At 65.1% G+C, this 21,486-nt stretch carries 19 protein-coding genes and 1 pseudogene; 7 read left to right on the top strand and 13 right to left on the bottom strand.

The genetic code is table 11. The features are described 5' to 3' along the window. Positions 1 to 242: 242 nt before the first annotated feature. Positions 243 to 743: an MgtC/SapB family protein gene (locus ING15_RS03080; protein WP_232845536.1), complete on the bottom strand. Its 501-nt coding sequence runs from the start codon at positions 741 to 743 to the stop codon at positions 243 to 245. 40 nt (positions 744 to 783) lie between these two features. Then, positions 784 to 1,725, bottom strand: coding sequence for an alpha/beta fold hydrolase (locus tag ING15_RS03075; protein WP_206453312.1), 942 nt, complete (start codon positions 1,723 to 1,725; stop codon positions 784 to 786). A gap of 179 nt (positions 1,726 to 1,904) precedes the next feature. Here ING15_RS03075 and ING15_RS03070 point away from each other — a divergent pair, with 179 nt between their 5' ends. The 4 genes from ING15_RS03070 to ING15_RS03055 all read left to right on the top strand — a co-directional run bounded on the left by ING15_RS03070 (position 1,905) and on the right by ING15_RS03055 (position 6,336). Then, positions 1,905 to 2,972: a ribonuclease T2 family protein gene (locus ING15_RS03070; RefSeq protein ID WP_206453311.1), complete on the top strand. Its 1,068-nt coding sequence runs from the start codon at positions 1,905 to 1,907 to the stop codon at positions 2,970 to 2,972. An 82-nt stretch (positions 2,973 to 3,054) separates the two neighbouring features. Next, positions 3,055 to 4,059 (top strand): DMT family transporter, encoded by a 1,005-nt coding sequence (locus tag ING15_RS03065; protein WP_408628669.1) that lies wholly within the window; start codon positions 3,055 to 3,057, stop codon positions 4,057 to 4,059. A gap of 152 nt (positions 4,060 to 4,211) precedes the next feature. Continuing rightward, positions 4,212 to 5,861, top strand: a complete 1,650-nt coding sequence (gene ettA, locus ING15_RS03060) for an energy-dependent translational throttle protein EttA (RefSeq protein ID WP_206453310.1) — start codon at positions 4,212 to 4,214, stop codon at positions 5,859 to 5,861. 139 nt (positions 5,862 to 6,000) lie between these two features. Beyond that, positions 6,001 to 6,336, top strand: a complete 336-nt coding sequence (locus ING15_RS03055) for a hypothetical protein (protein WP_206453309.1) — start codon at positions 6,001 to 6,003, stop codon at positions 6,334 to 6,336. A gap of 16 nt (positions 6,337 to 6,352) precedes the next feature. On the opposite strand, the gene ING15_RS03050 is transcribed toward ING15_RS03055, so the two are convergent. The 7 genes and pseudogenes from ING15_RS03050 to ING15_RS19360 form a co-directional block, all read right to left on the bottom strand. Further along, complete coding sequence (locus ING15_RS03050; protein ID WP_206453308.1) at positions 6,353 to 7,129, bottom strand: nitrilase-related carbon-nitrogen hydrolase; 777 nt, start codon at positions 7,127 to 7,129, stop codon at positions 6,353 to 6,355. Beyond that, positions 7,126 to 7,932: an ABC transporter permease gene (locus ING15_RS03045; RefSeq protein ID WP_206453307.1), complete on the bottom strand. Its 807-nt coding sequence runs from the start codon at positions 7,930 to 7,932 to the stop codon at positions 7,126 to 7,128. The genes ING15_RS03050 and ING15_RS03045 overlap by 4 nt, the downstream gene beginning before the upstream one ends. After that, on the bottom strand, positions 7,929 to 8,723 hold the full coding sequence (locus ING15_RS03040; RefSeq protein WP_206453559.1) for an ABC transporter permease: 795 nt from the start codon (positions 8,721 to 8,723) through the stop codon (positions 7,929 to 7,931). Before ING15_RS03040 ends, ING15_RS03045 begins: the two co-directional genes overlap by 4 nt. A 62-nt stretch (positions 8,724 to 8,785) precedes the next feature. Further along, positions 8,786 to 9,829 (bottom strand): ABC transporter ATP-binding protein, encoded by a 1,044-nt coding sequence (locus ING15_RS03035; RefSeq protein WP_206453306.1) that lies wholly within the window; start codon positions 9,827 to 9,829, stop codon positions 8,786 to 8,788. A 65-nt stretch (positions 9,830 to 9,894) separates the two neighbouring features. Further along, positions 9,895 to 10,983 (bottom strand): ABC transporter substrate-binding protein, encoded by a 1,089-nt coding sequence (locus ING15_RS03030; protein WP_210348781.1) that lies wholly within the window; start codon positions 10,981 to 10,983, stop codon positions 9,895 to 9,897. Between the two features lie 47 nt (positions 10,984 to 11,030). Further along, the gene (gene speB / locus ING15_RS19365) at positions 11,031 to 12,074 is read right to left on the bottom strand and encodes an agmatinase (protein ID WP_232845553.1); all 1,044 of its coding nucleotides are present in this window, start codon (positions 12,072 to 12,074) and stop codon (positions 11,031 to 11,033) included. A gap of 69 nt (positions 12,075 to 12,143) precedes the next feature. Next, positions 12,144 to 13,277 (bottom strand): annotated as a pseudogene (locus ING15_RS19360) (aminotransferase); the annotation flags it as partial. Positions 13,278 to 13,484: 207 nt separating this feature from the next. Here ING15_RS19360 and ING15_RS03020 point away from each other — a divergent pair. Then, positions 13,485 to 14,426 (top strand): LysR family transcriptional regulator, encoded by a 942-nt coding sequence (locus ING15_RS03020; protein WP_232845535.1) that lies wholly within the window; start codon positions 13,485 to 13,487, stop codon positions 14,424 to 14,426. Here the strand turns inward: ING15_RS03020 and ING15_RS03015 are convergent. The 3 genes from ING15_RS03015 to ING15_RS03005 all read right to left on the bottom strand — a co-directional run bounded on the left by ING15_RS03015 (position 14,374) and on the right by ING15_RS03005 (position 17,390). Further along, the gene (locus ING15_RS03015; RefSeq protein ID WP_206453304.1) at positions 14,374 to 15,654 is read right to left on the bottom strand and encodes a TRAP transporter large permease; all 1,281 of its coding nucleotides are present in this window, start codon (positions 15,652 to 15,654) and stop codon (positions 14,374 to 14,376) included. The two genes, ING15_RS03020 and ING15_RS03015, sit on opposite strands and share 53 nt — an antisense overlap. A 100-nt stretch (positions 15,655 to 15,754) precedes the next feature. After that, on the bottom strand, positions 15,755 to 16,336 hold the full coding sequence (locus ING15_RS03010; protein WP_206453303.1) for a TRAP transporter small permease: 582 nt from the start codon (positions 16,334 to 16,336) through the stop codon (positions 15,755 to 15,757). A gap of 76 nt (positions 16,337 to 16,412) precedes the next feature. Further along, entirely contained in the window at positions 16,413 to 17,390 is a 978-nt protein-coding gene (locus ING15_RS03005; protein ID WP_206453302.1) for a sialic acid TRAP transporter substrate-binding protein SiaP, read from the bottom strand. Positions 17,391 to 17,586: 196 nt separating this feature from the next. On the opposite strand from ING15_RS03005, the gene ING15_RS03000 reads away from it, so the two are divergent. Then, complete coding sequence (locus tag ING15_RS03000) at positions 17,587 to 19,101, top strand: UxaA family hydrolase (RefSeq protein WP_206453301.1); 1,515 nt, start codon at positions 17,587 to 17,589, stop codon at positions 19,099 to 19,101. A 20-nt stretch (positions 19,102 to 19,121) separates the two neighbouring features. Here the strand turns inward: ING15_RS03000 and ING15_RS02995 are convergent, their stop codons facing one another. Then, positions 19,122 to 19,664 (bottom strand): gluconokinase, encoded by a 543-nt coding sequence (locus ING15_RS02995; protein WP_206453300.1) that lies wholly within the window; start codon positions 19,662 to 19,664, stop codon positions 19,122 to 19,124. A 303-nt stretch (positions 19,665 to 19,967) separates the two neighbouring features. Between ING15_RS02995 and ING15_RS02990 the strand changes: the two genes are divergently transcribed. Then, positions 19,968 to 21,398, top strand: a complete 1,431-nt coding sequence (locus ING15_RS02990) for a mannose-1-phosphate guanylyltransferase/mannose-6-phosphate isomerase (protein WP_332873757.1) — start codon at positions 19,968 to 19,970, stop codon at positions 21,396 to 21,398. Positions 21,399 to 21,486: the final 88 nt, after the last annotated feature.

The raw sequence follows: 21,486 nt of genomic DNA, 5'->3' as shown, positions 1-21,486 counted from the left end.
CCTGGGAGGAAACAGTCGAAGCGGAGCGAAGGGAGGAGGTATCGCCCGCCAGCGACCTACTGGTTAAATAGCCGTTGTCAGATGCAAAACCAGAGATGTTTGGACATGCCAGCCATGTTTCGAGTGCATGGCTTGCCTATCCGGTTGGCGAAATGCCGGGAACTTTCTGCTCCGAGCCAGGAAAATTCGGACTTGGCCGACCGCCGAGCTATGCAAATGGGGCGGATCGCCCTGAGCGCCGCCTACTCGAACGCCTTGATCACCCGCAAGACGACAAGCGTCAGCACCACTGCGATGAAGGATAGAAGATACTCGCCCAGACCGGCACCCAGACCTATGGCGCCGGCCAGCCAGAGCGAGGCGCCGGTGGTCAGCCCATGCACGCGACCGCGCGCCTGGATGATCACGCCGGCCGCGAGAAATGCCACACCGCTGGTGATCGCCTCGACGACGCGCACCGGGTCGGCACGCACGTCGTCGCCCTCGAAGCGGCCGATCAGCAGCGTCATCAGCAGCGTGAACAGGCAGGCGCCGATGCCGACCAGCATGTGGGTCCGCAAGCCGGCGGGATGGTCCTTGCTCTCCCGCTCGAAGCCGATCACCCCGGCAAAGAGCGCGGCCATGATCAATCGCCCAGCTTGCTCGGCCGCCGTCCAGAATGCATCCGCCTCGAAGAACTGCTCCATCGATTCCCTCATCAACTGCAACGAAAAGCGCTGGACCGCGCAGTCGTTCCCCGCCATCCCATGGTCGTGGCAGAAAACCCTGATCGGGCGTCGCTGCTCAGGCCGCCACCGGAATGATGCGATCGAGCCAGTCCATGAAACCGGCGAGGGCGGGCTCGCGATAGGCGGGCAATTCATGCAGCGTTTCGTGCCGGGCGCCCTCGATGATCTCGACCGTGACGTCGCGGGAGCCGGCATGGCGCAGGTGCCCGGCCAGCCACCGAATGGCTTCGCCCTTGTCGGTCACCGGATCGGCGGTGCCGCCGAGGAGGTGCATCGGCAGCGCTGGTGGCAGCATGTCGAGCCCGGCCTGCGAACCGCCCTGGAAGATCAGCGTCATCACATCCTCCATCATCGACAAGGTCGGCGAAAAGCCGCAGAGCGGGTCGGCGATATAGGCATCGACCGCGGCGTCATCATGCGACAGCCAGTCGAACATGGTGCGGCGTGGCTCGATCGCCTTGCCCCAGGCGTCGAAGGTGGCGCGCTGGAGCAGCGCGCTCGGAACGTCCGAGCCCTTCAGCGCCTTTTCGGCCTTCAGCGCCAGCCGGCCGACGCGTTCCTGCAATCCGGTCTGGAAATTGGCGTTCCACACGGCGGTGCCGGCGAGGTCGCGGCCGTAGGTTTCAGCGTAGTTCAGGGCGATCAGCCCGCCCATCGAATGGCCGAAGACCACCACCGGCAGGCCGGCATAACGGCCAAGGGCATGGGTATGGACCGCCCGGCAGTCGGTGAGCACCCTGTCGGCGCCATGGCGACGGGCAAATGTGCGGAAGGGCGCGTCGGACGCGCTGGTCGAGCCGTGGCCACGGTGATCATGGGCGAAGACGTGAAAGCCGAGCCCGGCCAGTTCGGCGGCGAAGCGGCCGTAGCGGCCTGCATGTTCGGCAAGACCGTGGTGGATCAGGACGATGCCGCGCGCGTGTCCCTGTGCCTTGCGGCTGTAGACGTGAACCGCCGCGCCGGATCGGCTGTCGATGGTTTCCCGGTGATCGAACAACGTCGCATCCTCGTCTGTGGCGACCAACGGGATGGCCAGCCGGGTGACGTTCTTCCACGCTCACCGAGCATCGGTATAGCGCGAAGACGCATTGGCCCAAACCCCTTGAAACGGTCGTCGGTTCGCCCCGATTGCCCGGCGGTCTTTCGCCCGCCGCCGCTCTGACGTATCGAAAGCCCATGAATCGCTTTTGCCTGCTTGCCGCGCTCCTGCTCGCCGCCCCGTCCGCCTTTGCGCAGGTGCCGATGACCGGCCGCTTCGTCGCCGAGGCGCGCTGCCCGGCGCTGCAATCGATCCGCCAACAGACCAATCCTGGTGGCATCGCGACGGAGCCGGGCGTCGCATACGTCCTGATCGGCCGCAATTCGGAGGCGGCGACGCACTACTTTATCGAGATAGAGGACGCCGAGCCGCCGCGCCGCTGGGTCGCCGTGGGCTGTGGCCGCATCGAGGCCGCGGATGGCGTCTCGGCCGCCGCGCGCAAGAATCCGCCTGCCGAAACAGGCCGCGGCGCCGCCGCGCTGGCCGAGGCGCTGGGGCGTGTTCGCGTCGAAACGGCGTCGGACAGTGCTTCGCCGCCGCCCGCCGGCCGTCAGCGCTCGGGCGCGGGTCGTGCGGTTCTGGCCGCGAGTTGGCACGCTGCGTTCTGTGAGACTTCGCCGCGAGCACGCGATTGCCGGGACGGCGGCGAGGATGGCGGCTTCGTGCTGCACGGGCTCTGGCCACAACCCCGTGGGAACGAATATTGCGGCGTGGCGGCAGGTATCGTCGCCAGGGACCGGGCCAGCGACTGGAGCGCGTTACCGGAGCCGCAACTGAGTGGCGCGACGCGGCGGGCGCTTGATGCCGTCATGCCGGGGACCAAGGCCGATCTCGACCGCCACCAATGGATCAAGCACGGCAGCTGCTACGGGGCGGACGCCGAGAAATATTTCACCGACGCGGTCGCGCTGATCGGCAAGCTCAACGCGTCGCCCGTCGGCCGGCTGTTCGCGACAAACGTCGGCACATATCTCGACGCCCCGGCGATCCGCGCCATCTTCGACGCGGCTTTCGGCAAGGGCGCCGGCCGCCGCGTCCTGATCGCCTGCGCGCGTGATGGCGACAGGCGGATCGTCATGGAGCTGCGCATCAATCTGGCGGGCACGGTCACGCCCCGAAGCGATCTCGGCGAGTCGATCCGCGCGGCCGAGCCGGCGCGCGGCGGTTGCCGGGGTGGGGTAATCGACGCGGCCGGATGGCAATAGCGGAGCGGCCCAGAAATCGGGTCGTGGTCGTCGGCAGGACCTCATAGGGTCCGGCTTCGACACTTCCGGAGCCGATTTCATCATGCGCCGCCAGACCGATAGCTTAGCGCCCGCCGCGGCAATCCACCGCTCGATGACGCTGGGCGAGTGGGGCATGCTGCTCACTCTGTCGGTGCTGTGGGGCGGATCGTTCTTCTTCACCGAAGTCGCGGTGAAGGAGCTGCCGCCCTTCACCATCGTCGTCACGCGGGTGGGCCTCGCCAGCGTGATCCTGTTCGCCGCGCTGCGGCTGCTCGGCGTCAAGATGCCGAGGGAGCCGCGCGTCTGGGCCGCCTTCCTTGTCATGGGCTTCATCAACAATGCCGTGCCGTTCAGCCTGTTCGTCTGGGGCCAGACCCAGATCGCCGCGGGCCTCGCGGCCATCCTCAACGCCACGACGCCGCTGTTCACGGTGCTCGTGGCGCATGTCCTGACCGATGACGAGAAACTGACCGGCAAGCGCTTGGCCGGTGTCGTCGCCGGGCTCGGCGGTGTCGCGGTAATGATCGGGCCGGCGGCGTTGGAAGGTCTCGGCGCGGCGGTGCTGGCGCAATTGGCCTGTCTGGCGGCGGCTTTGTCCTATGCGGTCGCGGGAATCTTCGGCCGGCGGTTCAAGCGCATGGGCGTCGCGCCGCTGGCGACGGCCACAGGGCAGGTGACGGCTTCGACGCTCCTGCTCATCCCGCTGGCGCTCGTCGTGGATCGGCCGTGGACGCTGTCGATGCCGGGCCTGCCGACAATCGGCGGGATCCTCGGCGTTGCCGCACTGTCGACGGCGCTCGCCTACGTGATCTATTTCCGGATTCTGGCGACGGCGGGGGCGACCAATCTGCTGCTCGTCACCTTCCTGATTCCGGGCAGCGCTATCGTCCTCGGCGCCCTGGTGTTGGGCGAGCGGCTCGATTCCCGCCATTTTCTCGGCATGGGGCTGATCGGCCTCGGCCTCGTCGCCATCGACGGGCGGTTGCTCAAGTTTCTGCAATCGGCTCCGGCGATCACGGAGACCGCCGTTCCGAAACCGGCCCCTTCTGGGGACCGCGACGTATAGCGGACAGGCGCGCATCTGGATCGCGGCCGGAACCCGGGATCGAGCATCGCGACGATGATGATGCAATCCGCGCCCGTTGCCCCGGCGCGCCCGATGGATTAGGTACGGCGCAACTTCTCTTTTCCCAACATCATACGGAGCGGCAGCGCGCCATGGCACGCCAGTTCATCTATCACATGTCCGGACTTACCAAGGCCTACGGCAACAAGAAGGTCCTGGAAAACATTCATCTGTCCTTCTATCCCGATGCCAAGATCGGCATTCTCGGCCCGAACGGCTCGGGTAAATCGACGCTGCTGAAGATCATGGCGGGCCAGGACAAGGAGTTCACCGGCGAGGCCTGGGCGGCTGAAGGCGCCACCGTCGGCTATTTGCCGCAGGAGCCGCATCTCGACGAGACGAAGACCGTTTTCGAGAATGTCATGGAGGGCGTCGCCGACAAGAAGGCGGTTCTTGAGCGCTACAACGAACTGATGATGAACTACTCCGACGAAACGGCGGAGGAGGGGGCGAAGCTCCAGGACATCATCGACGCGCAGAACCTCTGGGATCTGGAAAATCAGGTCGAGATGGCGATGGACGCCCTGCGCTGCCCGCCGGGCGATGCCGAGATCGCGCCGCTGTCCGGCGGCGAGAAGCGCCGCGTGGCGCTCTGCCAGCTGCTCCTGTCGAAACCGGACATCCTGTTGCTCGACGAGCCGACCAACCATCTCGACGCCGAGACCATCCTCTGGCTCGAAAAGCACCTGCGCGAGTATGAGGGCTCGGTGCTCATGGTCACCCATGATCGCTACTTCCTCGACAACGTCACCGGCTGGATTCTCGAACTCGATCGCGGCCGCGGCATGCCCTACGAGGGCAACTACTCCAGCTATCTGGAGAAGAAGGCCAAGCGGATGAAGCAGGAGGGCCGGGAGGACGACGCCCGCATGCGGGCGCTGACGCGCGAGCGCGAATGGATCCAGCAGGGCGCCAAGGCGCGGCAGACGAAGTCGAAGGCGCGTATCAAGGCCTATAACGAACTGGTCGAGATCGCCGAGAAGCGCAAGCCGGCCGACGGCAGGATCGTCATTCCGACCGGCGAGCGGCTCGGCAACCGGGTGATCGAGGTCGAGAACCTGACCAAGAGCTATGGCGACCGGGTGCTGATCGAAAACCTTTCGTTCAAGCTGCCGGCCGGCGGCATCGTCGGCATCATCGGGCCGAACGGCGCCGGCAAGTCGACCCTGTTCAAGATGATCACCGGCCAGGAAGAGCCCGACAGCGGCAAAATCGATGTCGGCGAAACGGTCGATCTCGGCTATGTCGACCAGAGCCGCGACGATCTGGCCCCCAACAAGACGGTCTGGGAAGAGGTCTCGGGCGGCGTCGACATCATGAAGCTCGGCAAATACGAGATGAACTCGCGCGCCTATGTCGGCAACTTCAACTTCAAGGGGCCGGACCAGCAGCAGAAGGTCGGCACCCTCTCGGGCGGCCAGCGCAACCGGGTGCATCTTGCCAAGATGCTGAAGTCGGGCGCCAACGTCATCCTGCTCGACGAGCCGACCAACGATCTCGACACCGAGACGCTCACGGCATTGGAGGACGCGCTGGAGGAATATGCCGGCTGCGCCGTGGTGATCAGCCATGATCGCATGTTCCTCGACCGGCTGGCGACCCACATCCTCGCCTTCGAGGGCGACAGCCACGTCGAGTGGTTCGAGGGCAATTTCGAGGATTACGAGCAGGACAAGATCCGTCGCCTGGGCCCAGAATCGGTCAACCCGAAGCGTCCGACCTACAAGCGCCTGACGCGGTAGATCGCAAGGGAACGGCGGCCTGTTTCGGCCGTCGCGAGAGGCGCGCATTTGCTTGCGGGCCTCTCCCTGCGGCACGGGCCCCGTGCTAATCTCCAGCGATGCGGCCACATGACGGGGCCGGTTCGCTGGGAGGCGGTCCATGGTATCGAATAGGGCATTGAAGAGCGCGGGCGGCCTTGCGGCGCTCGCCTTCGTCGTTTTCGCTACGGGTGTCGAGGCCAAGCCGGCGAAGTGCTTCTCGACCGACGATGGGTATTACGCCTGCGATTTCGAGATGACGGATTCGGCCGGAAGCTTCACCATCGAGGGACCGGGGGTCACCTACATCCTCCTGGTCGACAGCCCCGGCTACGCCTCCGGCTTCGTCAATCTCGGCAATCGCAACATCCCGCTCGCCGGCACCTATGTGCGCGAGCGGGACGATCCCGCCTGCTGGGCGAACGCCGAGACGAACACGAAAATCTGCGCCTGGTAGGACCGCGCGACCCACCTCAGACCGCCCGCAACTCGTCGAGATAGGGGTTTTGCTCTTTGCTGGCCGTGAAGGCGCCGGGATCGATGTCGGCGATCAGCATCGCCGGTTCGCTGTCGCCGGCCTCGGCGAGGCGGCTGCCGTCGGGCGCGGCGATCGAGGACAGGCCCTGATAGGCGAAGCGCTCGTCCGCCCCGCACCAATCCGCATAGACGACGAAGACCTGGTTCTCGAAGGCCCGCACCGGGATCACGTTGCGGGCGATGAAGTGTGCCGCCGGGCTCCTCGGCAGTGCCGTCGGCACCAGCACGATCTCGGCGCCACGCTTGGCGAGATCGCGGACATGTTCGGGAAACTCGACGTCGAAACAGACCAGCAGGCCGGCCTTCATCCCGCCGATGTCGACGATGGGGGGAGGCATCTCGCCAGGGCGGAACAGGGCCTTTTCATAGTCGCTATAAAGCTGGCGCTTGGCGTAGACGACCGGTTCCTCGCCGGGACGCAAAAGTACCGCGGCGTTGACGATCGCGCCGTCGCGTTGGAGTGCGATGCCGGAGACGATGGCGACATCGCTCTGGGCGGCAAGACGGGCGAGGGCCGCCAAATCGTCGTCGCCACGCGCCCGCGCCTCGTCCTTGATCGCTTCGCCGGCGCCGTAGCCGGGCAGGGCGAGTTCAGGAAACACCGCGAGCGTTGCGCCCGCTTGTTTCGCCTCGGCGACATGGGCTTCGATCGCCGCGAGCCGGGCGGAAGAGGCCTCGCCGCTGGCGGCGAGCTGGAACGCCGCGACCCTCATGTCTCGTCGCCCGCGCTCCAGGCGCCGAGCAGGCGCGGCAGGTCGCCGAAGCGCGCGACGAGGCAGAAGACCGCCACCGCGACCCCGACGAACAGGATCGAGACGCTCGCCATGGTCGGCGTGTAGCCGTAGCGCAGCGCGTTGAAGATCTTGATCGGCACGGTCTCCATCGTGAAGCCGACGGTCATGTAGGCGACGATATATTCGTTCAGCGACAGGACGAAGGCGAAGGCGAAGCCGGAGACGATATAGGGCGCGATCATCGGCAGCACGATCGTCGTCAGGATGATGCGCTCGTCGGCGCCCATGGTGCGCGCCGCCTCGGTCACTTCCCGGTCAATGGTCGAAAAGCCCAGCGACAGCGTCACCAGCGGCAGGCTGGTGAAGAAGATCGCGTGGGAGATCACGACGCTGTACCAGGCGCCGTAGGAGCCGACCGTTGCCCAAAAGCTCAGCGCGCCGAGCGCAGTGATCACCGGTGGCAGCACGAAGGGCGAGATGCCGAGGGTCTGGATCAGCCGGCCGACGAGGCTGACGCGTTTCCACAGCGCATAGGCGATCGGCAGGGCGATGAGGACGGAGAGCGTCGCCGCGCCGAGGGCGATCAGGACCGATGTCGTCAGGGCGTCGCGCCAGCCATCATCGGTGAAGATCTGGGCGTACCAATCCAGCGAAAAGCCTTCGGGCGGAAAGGTCAGGCTGCGCTTTTCGTTGACCGACACGCCGGCGATGACGACCAGCGGGCCGGCGAGAAACAGCGCGACGAGGAAGAGGAAGAACCGGGTAAAAAGTCGCTCGCTCATGCCGGTTTCCCCTTGTGGCCGAGCACTGTGGTCAGCAGCACGAGCAGCAGGCTGGCGATGACGAGGAACACCGCCATTGCCGCCGCGAACGGCATGTTGGACTGGTAGATCGCCTGATCGGTGATCAGCACCGACAGGGTCCAGTGCTGCGGCCGGCCGAGCAGCTGCGGCAGCAGATAGGCGCCGAGGGCGAAGACGAAAACGATGATGAAGGTGGCGATCAGCGTCGTGCGCATCGCCGGCAGGATGACCGTCAGGAATGAGCGGATCGGCGAGGCGCCGAGGGTGCGCGCGGCTTCGGCGAGTGAGGGATCGAGGCGGGAGAAGGACGGGTAGAGCACCAGCACGGCATAGGGCAGCGCCTGATAGACCATGCCGGCAAGGACCGCGCCGAAACTCGGGCTCCAGGCTTCGGGACCATCCATCAATCCGATCGCCGCCAGAAGATTGGAAACTCCGGCCGTACGGCTGAGCAGCGTCGACCAGGCGAAACCGATGATCACCTCCGACAGCGACAGGACGGCGAGCATCGCCACCAGCCACGGCACCTGTCGGCGTCGGGATAGCCTGGTGAGAAGATAGGTGAAGGGGGCGCCGACGGTCAGGCAGATCGCCGAAACCATCGCCGACAGCCCGAGAGAAAACAGGAGAATTTCACCGAAGAACAGGCTGAGGAAGCGGGCATAGTTCGCGGTGGTGAAGACCGGTACGTAGAAGCCGCCCTGCACCCGCTCGAAGAACGACACCGCGATCATCAGCCCGAAGGGCACCACGAAGAAGGCGAACAGCATCAGCGCCGGAAAGACCAGCGGAAGTTGGTCGCGCGCACGTTTGCCTGCGGTCGCCGCCGCGCTCACGGGCGCCCGCCTTCGGGAAAGACGACGACGGATGCCGGATCGAGGCCGAGAGAGACTTTGTCGCCGACGGCGAGCCCGTCGCTGCCGGCGGGCCTTTGCGCGATGATCCGGCCGGCGGCGGTGGCAAGATAAACCTCCACCGCCGAGCCCATGTCGCGGACGAATTCGACGCTCGCCGCGATCGGCGCCTCGCCTTCGGGCCGCACCGAGACGTCCTCGGGCCGCACGGAGATTTCGGCCGCGTTCCGGCCGGCCGGCAGCGCGAGACCGGGGATCGCGGCGCCGGCGACATGCACCGTACCGGCCTCGGCCGAGGCGGTCAGAAGATTGGTCTGGCCGAGGAAGTCGGCGACGAAGGGATCGACCGGCCGGCGATAGATGTCGATCGGCCGGTCCATCTGCAGGATGCGTCCGCCCTTCATGACGACGATCTTGTCGGCCATCGTCATCGCCTCGCGCTGGTCGTGGGTGACGACGATGGTGGTCACGCCGAGGCGCTGCTGCAGCTGGCGCAGTTCCACTTGCATCGCCTCGCGCAGCTTGGCGTCGAGCGCCGACAAGGGCTCGTCGAGGAGGAACAGCTTCGGCGACACGGCGAGCGCGCGGGCGATCGCCACGCGCTGGCGCTGGCCGCCGGAGAGCTGCGACACCGCCCGGTCGGCGACGCCGGGGAGCCGCACCATGTCGAGCAGTTCGGCGACCCGCGCCTCGCGCTCCGCCTTGCCCCGGCTGCGGATCTTGAGGGGATAGGCGATGTTCTCGCCGACGGTCAGATGCGGAAACAGCGCCAGCGACTGGAACACCATTCCGAAGTCGCGCTTGTGCACGGGCCGGTCGCCGATCGCCTCGCCGTCGAAGCGCACGTCGCCGGCGCTCGGCGTTTCCAGTCCGGCGACGATCCGCATCAGCGTGGTCTTGCCGCAGCCGGACGGGCCGAGCAGACAGACGAAGCTGCCCGCCGGCACGTTCAGCACGGCGTCGTCGACCGCGAGAACCGAGCCGTAGCGCTTTGTGACGTTGACGAGTTCGAGGCCGCTCATCGCATGTGTCCGGTAACGGGGCCGGTCGCCGCCAAGGCGACCGGCCGATTTCGCGAGGGCGAGGCTCAGCCGACGATCAGCTCGGTCCATTTCTGGTTCAGCCAGTCGGCCTTGTCGACATAGAGATCATAGCGCGGCACGATCGGATCGATCTCGGAGGAGACCGCCGAAAATTCCTCGTCGGAAAGGTCGAGCAGTTCCCGCTTGATCACCGGGGCGGTGCCGACCTTGCGGGCGAGCAGCGCCTGGATCTCCGGCTGGGTCATGTAGTCGATGAACTCATGGGCGAGATCGAGCTTCTCCGACGCCTTGGTCACCGCCCAGCAGCCGGAATCGGAGATGCCGCCTTCCTTCGGGAAGGTGGAGCGGACCGGGAACCCGTCGGCGGCGGCAAGGCCGGTGACGTCGTGATAATATTGGCCCATGGGGATTTCGCCCGACTTCAGCGCCTGCTCGAATTGCGCCTCGTCGCGATACCAGAGCTGAACGTTTGGCTTCAGCTCGGCGAGCTTGTCCATGACCTTCAGGATGCCCTCCTCGGTGTCGAGGATGTCGGTGCCGCCGAAAAAGGTCTTCGCCGTCACTTCCAGCAGGAACGAGTTGGATACCAGGGCGAGCAGCCCGAGCTTTTCCTTGTTGGCCGGGTCCCAGAAAGCCTGCCAGCTCTCCGGCGCGTCAGGATAGGTGTCGGTGTTGGTAACGAGGGTGATGTACCAGGCCACGGCGCCGATGCCGGCGACGCGGCCGTCCGGATATTTGACCGTGAACGGCGGCAGCACGTCGCCGGCGCGGGTGATCTTCGCGGTATCGAGCGGCGCCCAGAGTTCGGTCGATAGCCCTTTTCGCATCGACACCTGCGACATCATCGAAACGTCGGCGGGCGCGGCGCCGGCGCGGGCAGCCTGTTCGAGCTGGACGAGCCAGGCTTCACCGGTCGGCTCGGCGATGCTTTCCACCGCGATGCCGGTTTTCTCGGTGAAGGCCGGGAAAATGTTTTCATCGAACGAATCTTTGAAGTAACCGCCGTAAACGCCGATCTTCAAAGACTTTTCCTGCGCCCGAAGGATGGAGGGCATGGCCAGACTCGCGCCGGCCATTGTCGCTCCGGCGAGGAGCGTGCGGCGATTGATCAGGATCGGGGATCGTGTCGTCATTTCCTGTCTCCGTTGTTGGGTCTGCCAGTGGGGGTGAGACGGAGCCGTCAGCGGCGTCCGGGGGTGAAGGGCACGAGGCTCAGAAGCTCGAACAGCATCTGCGCTCCGGCATGGGCGGTATTGGTGGTCGCGTCATATTGCGGCGCGACCTCGACCAGGTCGCCGCCGACCATGTTGATCCCGGCGAGACCACGCAGGATCGCCTGCGCCTCGCGGGTGGTCAGGCCGCCGATCTCCGGCGTTCCGGTTCCCGGCGCGAAGGCGGGGTCGAGGCTGTCGATGTCGAAGGACACATAGACCGGGCCGTCACCGGCGACCGCGCGCGCCTTGGCGATCACGGCATCGATGCCCATCGCCGGAATTTCCTCGGCGTGGATGACGGTCATGCCGGCCTCGAAGGAGAACTCCCACAGATATTCCGACGAGCCCCTGATGCCGATCTGGATGCAGCGCTGCGGGTCGAGCACGCCATCGAGAACGGCTTGGCGGAACGGGCCGCCATGATGGAACTTGCAGCCGTCGAACGGCCCCGAGGTGTCGCAATGGGCGTCGATATGGATCATGCCGACCGGCCGGTCGCGGCCGATGGCGCGCAGGATTGGCAGCGTGATCGAATGATCGCCGCCAACCGAGAGCGGGATAACTCCGGCGGAGACGATCGCGGCGATGGTGCGCTCGATGTCCTCGTGCGACGTCGCGAGATCGAAGCGGCTGCGAAACGGCACATCGCCGATGTCGGCGACCAGGAGGTCGGCGGCCGGCATCGTCTTGAGGACATGATTGTAGGGGCCGACCCGTTCCATTGCGCGGATCGCCCGCGGGCCGAAACGACTGCCATTGCGGTTCGTGACGCCGAGGTCCATCGGCATGCCGATCAACGCGACGTCGAGGCCGGCAAGATCCGGCGCCGACCAGTTGACGGTGCGGTGGGGAATGTCGAGCAGCGTCGGCAGGCCGGCATAGGGCGCGACGCGCGTCCCCCTGGGGTCGAACAGCTTGGCCGCGATGGCCGCGAAGCCGGCGTCGTAGATGGTCCGTTCATTGTCGCCGGCAAAGCGCTGGCGCAGTGCATCGAGTTTTTCGCTATCCATGGGCTGTCCTCGTTGCATGGGTTGGTCGTTCGCCCGAAAGCCGCCGGCAAGACCGAGCGCCAACCGGCGCGCCAGTTCGCGGATATGGTCCACCGGGACATTGGCGAAGGCAATCCGCAGGTTGTCTTCCTGGCCGGGGCCGAAGAAGCTGCCCGGCAGTACCAGCACGCCAAGCTCTCGCATCAGCGCCTCGGCGACCGACTCCGCCGACAGGCCGCGACAGGGATGCCGGACATAGGCGAAATAAGCGCCGATCTGGTCGAGCGCCCAGCCGTCGAGCCCGCCGAGTTCGGCCCGGAAGACATCGGCGCGTTTCGCGATCTCGTTGCGGTTTTTCTCCCGCCAGTCGGCCAGCGCCGGGATCGCCGAGGGCAGGGCGGCCTGCGCTGGGCGGGGCGCGCAGATCTGCACGCAGTCGATGATTTTCTCCATCTGCTCGATGAAGGCTGGCCCGGCGATCATCGCGCCGACCCGGTGGCCGGGGATCGCGTAGGATTTGGAGAAGGAATAGAGGCTCACGAGGTGTTCGCGCGCGGCAGCAGTGTCAAACAGGCGATGCGGTGCGCCGCTCTCGGGAGCCAGGAAGTCGCGATAGGTCTCGTCGAGCACGATCGTGAGCCCGCGACGGACGCAGACGTCCAACAGTTCGGTCAACAGCTCGGGCGGGTAGACGGCGCCGGTCGGATTGTTCGGCGAGACGAGCACGAGGGCGCGGCAGCGATCATCGATCAGCGCCTCGACCTCACGGGGGCAGGGCAGAAAGCCGGTTTCCGCTTGTAACGGCAGTGCTCGCGCCTCGATGCCGAGCATCTCCAGCGTCATCTTATGGTTGAAGTACCAGGGGGCGGGCAGGATTACCGCGTCGCCGGCCTTGGCGACGCCCAGCATCGCCGCGAAGAAGGCCTGGTTGCAACCGGCCGTGATGGCGATGCGGGATGCGGCAATCTCGCCGCCATAAAGGCCGGAGACGTGGGCGGCATAGGCTTCGCGCAACGCCCTGTCGCCGAGGATATCGCCGTAGCGCGCCGCCGCCGGTGAGGCTGCCGCCGCTGCGAGGCGCTCGGCGAATTCGGCCGGCGGGGCATGATCGGGAACGGCTTGGCTGCAATCGATCATTGCGCCGTGGGCACCGTTATAGGATTCGATCCAGCGGCCGGCGCGTGCGATCGGCGGCGCGGTGACCGCGCCAAGCAGCGGGTTCAAGCGTGGCGGGGTGTCACCGCCTTCGTGCTCAGCCAGCGTCAAATCCTCCCGGAATTGCCCAAAGTTTCCCCAACAAGATGCTTCGCCTTCTCGCTAAGCATTTGAAGGGGGCTAGACGCGCCATGACATACCGCACTATCAATCCTAACATTGGCAAACATCAATGTGAGGCGGGCGGTCGTGCGTGTTTCTGGGAGTGACCTGCGATTGCTCAAGGTCTTCGACGCGGTCGTCCGCAACGGCGGTTTCGCCGCTGCCGAGACCGAGCTGAATATCAGCCAGTCGACGATCAGCAATCACATGACGGCGCTCGAGCAGCGGCTTGGCTTCACGCTCTGCCAACGCGGCCGTGGCGGCTTTCGCCTGACGGAAAAGGGGCGTGCGGCCTATGAATCGGCGCGCCAGCTCGAAAAGGCCTTGCAGGATTTCACCGCCGACGTCGCCTCGGTCCGGGGCGAGTTGAAGGGCGAGTTGCGGATCGGCATCCTCGACGCCATCGCCAGCGATCCGGCCAATCGGCTGGCCGACGTGGTCGCCGAATTCGGCCAGATCGCCCCTCAGGTGAAGCTCGTGCTGGTGCAGGAACGACCGCAGGACATGCAACAGAAGGTGGCGGATGGGCTCTATCACTGCGCCATCGGCAGCTATCGCAACCGCATCGAGGGGATCGAATACGATCGCCTCTACGAGGAGCGGCACAGCCTCTACTGCGGCCGCAATCACCCGGATTTCCTCACGCCGGACGCCGAACTGACCGATGTGCGGCTCGCCGCTCTGCCTTTCGTGCATCGCGGCTATTGGCGGGACGAGGATTCACTGCGCCAGATCGACTGGCGGGTGGAGGCGACGGTGTACCAGATCGAGCCGCAGCTGATCCTCATCCGCTCCGGCCGCTTCATCGGCCTGTTGCCGGATCACTATGCCCGTCAGGAGGTCGAGGCGGGCGAACTGCGCGCCATCCGACCGGCCGAGATCGGCTATATCTGCGCGTTCGAGCTGCTCTCGCCGAGGAACCGGCGAACCAGCGACATCACCCAGGCCTTCATCGACACCGTCCGCGCCGTTTGGCAGCGCGAACGGCCGGCGCTTCGCCTCGTCAGCGATAGATCAGCGTCGGCAGCCACATGGTCAGGGCCGGCACGAAGGTGATCAGGATCAGAACCAAGAACAGGGGCACCAGGAAGGGCGCGGTCGCGGTCACACAGCGTTCGAACGGAACCCCGGAAACCCTTGATAGAACATAGAGAACCATTCCGATCGGTGGCGTCAAAAGCCCGATCATCAGGTTCAGCACCATGATCACCCCAAAATGCACCGGGTCGATTCCCATCTTGATGGCGATTGGCAACAGCACCGGCGTCAGGATGGTGATCGCCGCCACGGTTTCGAGAAAGCAGCCGACGACCAGCAGGATCAGGTTGATCAGCAGCAGCACGATCCACGGGTTATCGGAGATCGTCAGGATGAGTGCGGCGAATTGCTCCGGCGCCCGATTCGAGGTCAGGATCCAGGCGAAGATCGAGGCGGCGGCGACGATGAACAAGACGACCGACGTCGTCTCGATCGTGTCGAAGGAGACCCGCAGGAACCGCTTCAGCGTCAGCGTCCGGTAGACGAACAGACCGAGGATCATCGCCCAGGCGCAAGCCGCGATCGCAGCTTCCGTCGGCGTGAAGGCGCCCGAGAGGATGCCGCCGACGATGATGAGTGGCGTCAGCAGCGACAGGAAGGCGCGCTTGAAGGTGGAGCCGAGGATCGCGAACCGGAAGGGCTGGTCGATCGGATATTTCCGCCAGCGGGCGTAGAGCGCGATCATCACCATCAGCGATACGGCCATCAGCAAGCCGGGCACGAAGCCGGCGGCGAAAAGCTGACCGATCGAGGCACCGGCGACGACGCCGTAGATGACCATCGGCAGCGAGGGCGGGATGATCGGCCCGATGGTCGAGGAGGCGGCGGTGATGCCGACGGCAAAGCCGGGGTCGTAATTGGCGTCGCGCATCGCCTTGATCTCGATCGCGCCGAGGCCGCCGGCGTCGGCCACCGCCGCGCCGGACATGCCGGCGAAGATCACCGAAGCGCCGACATTGACGTGGCCCAGGCCGCCGCGCATCCAGCCGAAGATCGACTTGGCGAAATCGAAGATCCGCTCGGTGATGCCGGCGGTGTTCATCAGATTGCCGGCAAGGATGAAGAAGGGGATGGCCAGCAGCGGAAAGGAATCCACGCCGTTGATCATGCGGTGGATCACCACCACGTCGGGCACCCGGCCCTCGATCAGGATGAACATCGCCGAGGAGCCGGCGAGCGCGATCGCCACGGGCACACCCACCATGATCAGGACCAGCACGAGGACGAAGAGGGAGATCAGCAGCATCGGGACCGGCCAGATTCAGGACAAGCGACCGAAATCCGCCGGGAAGCGCCGGCCGCGGTCGCGGAAAGGATGACGAGAGTGGGTGCGTTCGGCACCAGCGTCAAAGGCCCGCTGTCGTCGGCGCGAAACGCTCCGGGTCGATCAGCCGGCTGGTGCCGGTCTTGAGATGCCCCACCAGCGCCACGAGGGCGTAGATCGCCATGAAACCGAAGCAGATGGCGACGCCCCAATAAACCAGCGATTTCGGCACGTCGATCGAGACCATCATCTGCTGCGTGCGCTGGGCGAGCTGCGTACAGAACCAGCCCATGGCCACATAGAAGGCGAGGCTGACGCCATCGACGAAGATCTGCAGCGCGAACCGGACGGGACGCGGCAGATAGCGATAGATGAGCTCGACGGCGATGTGGCTTTGTTTGCGCGCCGCCATGACCGAGCCGATGAAGGTTACGGCGATCAGCAGGAACCGGGCGATCTCCTCGGTCCAGCCGAGGGAATCGTTGAGTACGTAGCGGGTGAAGAACTGCAGAAAAACGACGAACGCCAACAGCCAGAAAACGAACAGGATCAGTCCGTCGCTCCAGCGAAGGTCCGACAGGTCGATCGGTTGATCGGTGAGCGGGCTCGGCGCTTCGGCCCGGACCGTCGGGCTCGGGTCGTTATCTGTGGGCATGGATGCCATGACGGTCTCCGGGAATCACACGTAAGGCCGGGCGGCATCCCATGCCGCCCGGGAAGTGCTGCCTGAATGCCAGGACTTACTTGATCGCCTGGAGCCGGTCGTAGGTCTCCTGGTCCCAGGTCGCGTCGGGGCCGTTGTGAAGCTTCATGGTGGCTTCGCGGAACGGCGTGATGTCGACCTTGTTGACGGTCACACCCTGCTCCTCGAACCATGCCGCGAGTTCGGCTTCCTTCTCGCGCACCTGCGAGGTCGCGCAGTCGGCCGTTTCGGTAAGGACCTCGGTGAGAGCGGTCCGATCGGCTTCCTCCATCTGGTCCCAGGTGGGGCCGCCGACGATCGTCAACAGCGCATCGTTGATGTGCGCGGTTAGGTTGATGTTGGACTGGACCTCATAGAACTTCTTGGCCTGGATGGTCGGCAGCGGGTTTTCCTGCCCGTCCACCGTACCTTGCTGCAGAGCGAGATAGACTTCGGCGAAGGCGATCGGCGTCGGATTGGCGCCGACGGCCTTGGGGAACATCATGTAGAGCGGGGCATTCGGCACCCGGATCTTCATGCCGGCCATGTCTTCCGGCTTCAGGATCGGCTTGTTCGAGGTGACGTGCCGCTGGCCGTAATAGGTCGTGGCGACGATGTGGTTGCCGGTCGCCTCCCGGTAGCCCTCGGCCAGTTCCTTGAAGAGGTCGGAATTGCGATACTTGTCCCAGTGATCATAGTCGCGGAACATGTACGGCGCGCCGCCGATGGCGATCGGCCCGTAGGCGCGACCGGCGAAGAGCTGGCCAGTATAGATGATGTCGACGGTGCCCAGCCCGAGGCCTTCGTTGATGTCGACTTCCTTGCCGAGCGACGACGCCGGGAAAACCTCGATCGAGTAGCGATCCTCGGTCGCGTCCTTCAGCTTGTCGGACGCAGCGACGGCGCAGGTGTGATACGGCTCGCTCTCTTCATAGACATGCGCGAATTTCAGCACCGTTTCGGCCGCCGCCGCCTGCGCGGACAAAGCGACGCCCATTGCCGCCGACACGGCCAGGCACTGCTTTAGATATTTCATATTATTCCTCCCTAATGTATACGCTGTCTCCCGGCGGCATCATATTCACTGCGCCTCGTTGTGCAATGGCCGGGGCGTCATTCTTTGCGATAGAGTGATCGTGCCGCGCGCTTTGCCGCCATCGACGAAATTTCAACCGCGACGGGTCGCCACGCTCGAAGGCGTCGGCGACCTCGGTTTCAGGGACAGCCAGACAATGTCGACCAATACGGTTCGCCTCGACCCCTCCGACAATGTGGTGACGGCGCTGCGGGCGCTGGAAACCGGCGCGCAGGTGGAGGACGTCCGGACACTGACGATGATTCCGCGCGGCCATAAGATCGCGACGCGGGCGATCCCGGAAGGTCAGCCGATCCTAAAGTATGCGCAGGTGATCGGCTATGCCGGCGAGGCGATCGAGGCGGGCGCCCATGTCCACACCCAGAATGTCGAATTCCGCGGCACCGCGCACGATTACGAATTTTCAACCGATCTGCGTCCCGTCACCCCGGTCCCCGCGGAGAACCGCGACAGCTTCATGGGCTATCGCCGCACGGACGGGCGGGTGGGCACGCGCAACACTATCGCGATCCTGACGTCGGTCAACTGCTCGGCGACGGCGGCCCGCAAGATCGCCGAGGCGTTCGGGCCGGCGGAGCTCGCCGCCTATCCGAATGTCGACGGCGTCACCGCCTTCGTTCACGGCACTGGCTGCGGCATGGGCGGTGACGGCGAAGGTTTCGACGCGCTGCAGCGGGTGATGTGGGGTTACGCCCGTCATCCCAACATTGCCGGGGTGCTGATGGTCGGGCTCGGCTGCGAAATGAACCAGATCGATTGGCTGCTCGAAGCCTATGGCATCGAAAAGGGGCCGATGTTCCAGGCGATGAACATCCAGGACGTCGCCGGCTTGCGGCGCACCGTCGAGGTCGGTGTTGAGAAGGTTCGCGCGATGCTGCCGATCGCCGATCAAGTCCGCCGCGAGCCATGCCCTGCCTCGGAACTGACCGTTGCGCTGCAATGTGGCGGCTCGGACGCCTGGTCCGGCATCACCGCCAATCCGGCACTCGGCTACGCATGCGACTTGCTTGTCGCCCAGGGCGGCACGGGGGTTCTCGCCGAAACTCCGGAGATCTACGGCGCCGAGCACCTTTTGACGCGCCGCGCGAAGGACGTGAAGACCGGCGAGAAACTCGTCAAGCTGATCGAATGGTGGGAGGACTACACCGCCCGCAACAAGGGCTCGATGGACAACAATCCGAGCCCCGGCAACAAGAAGGGCGGGCTGACGACGATCCTGGAAAAGTCGCTGGGCGCCGCCGCCAAGGGCGGGACCACGCCGCTCAACGGCGTCTACAAATACGGCGAGCCGATCCGCGAGCGCGGTTTCGTCTTCATGGATTCGCCCGGCTACGATCCCGCCTCGGTCACCGGACAGATCGCCTCGGGCTGCAACCTCGTCGCCTTCACGACGGGGCGCGGCTCGGCGGCCGGCTTCAAGCCGTCACCCTCGATCAAGATTGCGACCAACACCGAGATGTATCGGCGGATGACCGAGGACATGGACGTCGATGCTGGCCGGATCGTGTCGGAAGGCCGGTCGATCGAAGAACTCGGTCGTGAGATCTACGACATGTTGTTGCGGGTCGCCTCCGGCGAGATGTCGAAATCCGAGGCGCAGGGGCTGGGCGACTACGAATTCGTGCCGTGGCAGATCGGCGCGACGATGTAGGGGCGGGAGCGCGATTCTGATTACCGGACGGGACCCGTCCGCTTCATCACCGTCTCCACAAGCGCAAGGACCTCGGCAACGACGTCGTCCAGGCTGGGCGAGATGTCGATCACGTGAACGTCTTGCTCCATTGGCGTCGGTGGTTCCAGATCGAGGATTTGGCTATCGAGCAACGCGGCGGGGGCGAAATGGTCGCGGCGCGTCAGCATCCGGTCGTGGACCAGATCGCGCGCGCCGGTCAGGTGAATCACGCATAGCGCGCCGATCTCACGGCGCAGGAAATCCCGATTGCTCTTCCTCAAGGCGGAGCAGGCGAGGATGACCGGCCGTCGATACTCTACGCGGGTTCGCTCCACGGCACCGCAAACGCGACGCAGCCAGCCCTTCCGGATGAAGTCATCGATCGGGATGCCGCAGGACATGCCGTCGATATGCTTGGCGAGGTGATAGTCATTGGCGTCGAGAAAGGTGCCATTGACGCGATGGGCAAGCGCTTCTCCGACCGTACTCTTGCCAACCCCGGATACCCCCATGAGCAGGAAGACGGGATCTGATGGTGTCACGGCGTCGTCCTCCCGGTCGGTCTGGAGCAATTTGCACCCACGAGGCGGGTTCCTGACATCGAAGGGTTGATACCGATATTATCGCCCGTCGGTTTCATTTTTCTTAGAGGGTCAGCTTGTAACCTGCGCCAGGTCGACGTGGTTTCAACCGGCAGAAATTAGCGTGCAAGCGAGTTCGTCCTCCTGAAGCGGCAAGGCTTGCCGCTGCGCAGCCGTATGATGCCACGCAAATGGACAGTGATAGATCGATCGGCTACGCAAGGCCGACAGGCGATTGGGCGAGCTTTGGGAGGCGTTGGCGGCGTGCAGGATCATCCTCTGGTTCCGATCATCATGGCCGGCGGGGCGGGCACACGCCTCTGGCCGGTATCGCGCGATTCCATGCCGAAGCAGTTCGTCGCATTGCTCGATGAAGGGATGTCGACCTTCCAGGCCACCCTTCTGCGCTTCAAGGGCGAGGCATTCGGCGAGCCGATCGTCGTCACCAACCATGGATTTCGGTTTATCGTGGCCGAGCAGATGGCGTCCCTCGGCATTGCCGGAGAGATCGTCCTGGAGCCGGAACGCCGCGATTCCGCCGCTGCCGTCGCCGTCGGGGCGGTGCTCGCGGCCGATCGCGCGCCGGACAGCATCTGCATTGTCGTCGCCGCCGATCATGCCATCGAGAACGCGGACTCCTTCGCGAACGACTGCCTGCTGGCCGCGACGATCGCCGCCGGCGGGCCGATCATGACCATTGGCATCGAGCCCGATTGCCCGTCCACGGCCTATGGCTACATCGAGCGGTCGGACGACGTTCTTGGAGAGCGGGCGCACGGGCTGGCCCGATTCGTGGAAAAACCGGTGCGCGAAGTGGCGGAGCGCTACCTCGCCGAGGGCTATCTGTGGAACAGCGGCAATTTCATCTTCGCCATCGGTACGATTCTGGAAGAGATGGAGCGTCATTGCCCAGAGGTCCTGGGCGCGGCGCGCAATGCCGTTGCTAAGGCGGTGCGCGATCTCGATTTTCTTCGCCTTGACGCGGATGAATTCGCCAAGGCGCCGAAAATCTCGATCGATCACGCGCTCATGGAGAAGACCGAGCGGGCAGGGGTGCTCGCGGCATCCTTCGACTGGTCGGACATCGGCGCCTGGGACGCGATCCACGATCTCAAAGCCAAGGACGACAACGGCAACCGTCTCGAAGGCCACGTCGCCGTCCTCGACACGACGAACAGCTTCATCCGCAGCGAGGAGATGCTGACGGCCGCGGTCGGCCTCGACGGCGTGATCGTTGTGGCGACGCAGGACGCGGTCCTGGTCGCCGCCAAGAGCGAAGCCGGCCGCGTCAAGGATCTGGTCGCCGATATGAAGCGCGACGGCCGGCGCGAGGCGAGCGAGCATCTAAGGATCTATCGGCCTTGGGGCTGGTATCAGCGCATCGATATCGGCGAGCGCTTTCAGGTCAAGCATATCTGCGTCAAGCCCGGCGGGCTGTTGAGCCTGCAGCGCCACCACCATCGCGCCGAGCATTGGGTCGTGGTTCATGGCACGGCCGAGGTGACGATCGACGGCACGGTCTCGCTGTTCCACGAGAACGAATCGGCCTATCTGCCGATCGGCTGCGTCCACCGCCTGCACAATCCGGGCAAGATCGACCTCAAGCTGATCGAAATTCAGGTCGGCAGCTACACCGGTGAAGACGACATCGTGCGCATTGAGGACGTCTACGCCCGCGCCGATTCCGCCGTCTGATCCCGTGCGCGGACGGCTTGCGTTTGCGCGGGGCCGCTCCGGCGGAGCCGTGCGTCCGTTTCCCTCAAATTTTAGTCGATCCTTAACG

It is taken from the genome of Aurantimonas marina, assembly GCF_017183135.1.
GTDB lineage: Bacteria > Pseudomonadota > Alphaproteobacteria > Rhizobiales > Rhizobiaceae > Aurantimonas > Aurantimonas marina.
The sequence above is the reverse complement of the archived record's forward strand: the minus strand, read 5'-3'. Positions and strand labels throughout refer to the sequence as shown.

What these genes read in the sequence shown, in the direction of transcription:
- ING15_RS03080 (WP_232845536.1), bottom strand. Translation starts at nt 743, where the DNA reads ATGGCGGGGAACGACTGCGCGGTCCAGCGCTTTTCGTTGCAGTTGATG.
- ING15_RS03070 (WP_206453311.1), top strand. Translation starts at nt 1,905, where the DNA reads ATGAATCGCTTTTGCCTGCTTGCCGCGCTCCTGCTCGCCGCCCCGTCC.
- ING15_RS03065 (WP_408628669.1), top strand. Translation starts at nt 3,055, where the DNA reads ATGCGCCGCCAGACCGATAGCTTAGCGCCCGCCGCGGCAATCCACCGC.
- ettA (WP_206453310.1), top strand. Translation starts at nt 4,212, where the DNA reads ATGGCACGCCAGTTCATCTATCACATGTCCGGACTTACCAAGGCCTAC.
- ING15_RS03055 (WP_206453309.1), top strand. Translation starts at nt 6,001, where the DNA reads ATGGTATCGAATAGGGCATTGAAGAGCGCGGGCGGCCTTGCGGCGCTC.
- ING15_RS03050 (WP_206453308.1), bottom strand. Translation starts at nt 7,129, where the DNA reads ATGAGGGTCGCGGCGTTCCAGCTCGCCGCCAGCGGCGAGGCCTCTTCC.
- ING15_RS03045 (WP_206453307.1), bottom strand. Translation starts at nt 7,932, where the DNA reads ATGAGCGAGCGACTTTTTACCCGGTTCTTCCTCTTCCTCGTCGCGCTG.
- ING15_RS03040 (WP_206453559.1), bottom strand. Translation starts at nt 8,723, where the DNA reads ATGCTGTTCGCCTTCTTCGTGGTGCCCTTCGGGCTGATGATCGCGGTG.
- ING15_RS03035 (WP_206453306.1), bottom strand. Translation starts at nt 9,829, where the DNA reads ATGAGCGGCCTCGAACTCGTCAACGTCACAAAGCGCTACGGCTCGGTT.
- ING15_RS03030 (WP_210348781.1), bottom strand. Translation starts at nt 10,983, where the DNA reads ATGACGACACGATCCCCGATCCTGATCAATCGCCGCACGCTCCTCGCC.
- speB (WP_232845553.1), bottom strand. Translation starts at nt 12,074, where the DNA reads ATGGATAGCGAAAAACTCGATGCACTGCGCCAGCGCTTTGCCGGCGAC.
- ING15_RS03015 (WP_206453304.1), bottom strand. Translation starts at nt 15,654, where the DNA reads ATGCTGCTGATCTCCCTCTTCGTCCTCGTGCTGGTCCTGATCATGGTG.
- ING15_RS03010 (WP_206453303.1), bottom strand. Translation starts at nt 16,336, where the DNA reads ATGGCATCCATGCCCACAGATAACGACCCGAGCCCGACGGTCCGGGCC.
- ING15_RS03005 (WP_206453302.1), bottom strand. Translation starts at nt 17,390, where the DNA reads ATGAAATATCTAAAGCAGTGCCTGGCCGTGTCGGCGGCAATGGGCGTC.
- ING15_RS03000 (WP_206453301.1), top strand. Translation starts at nt 17,587, where the DNA reads ATGTCGACCAATACGGTTCGCCTCGACCCCTCCGACAATGTGGTGACG.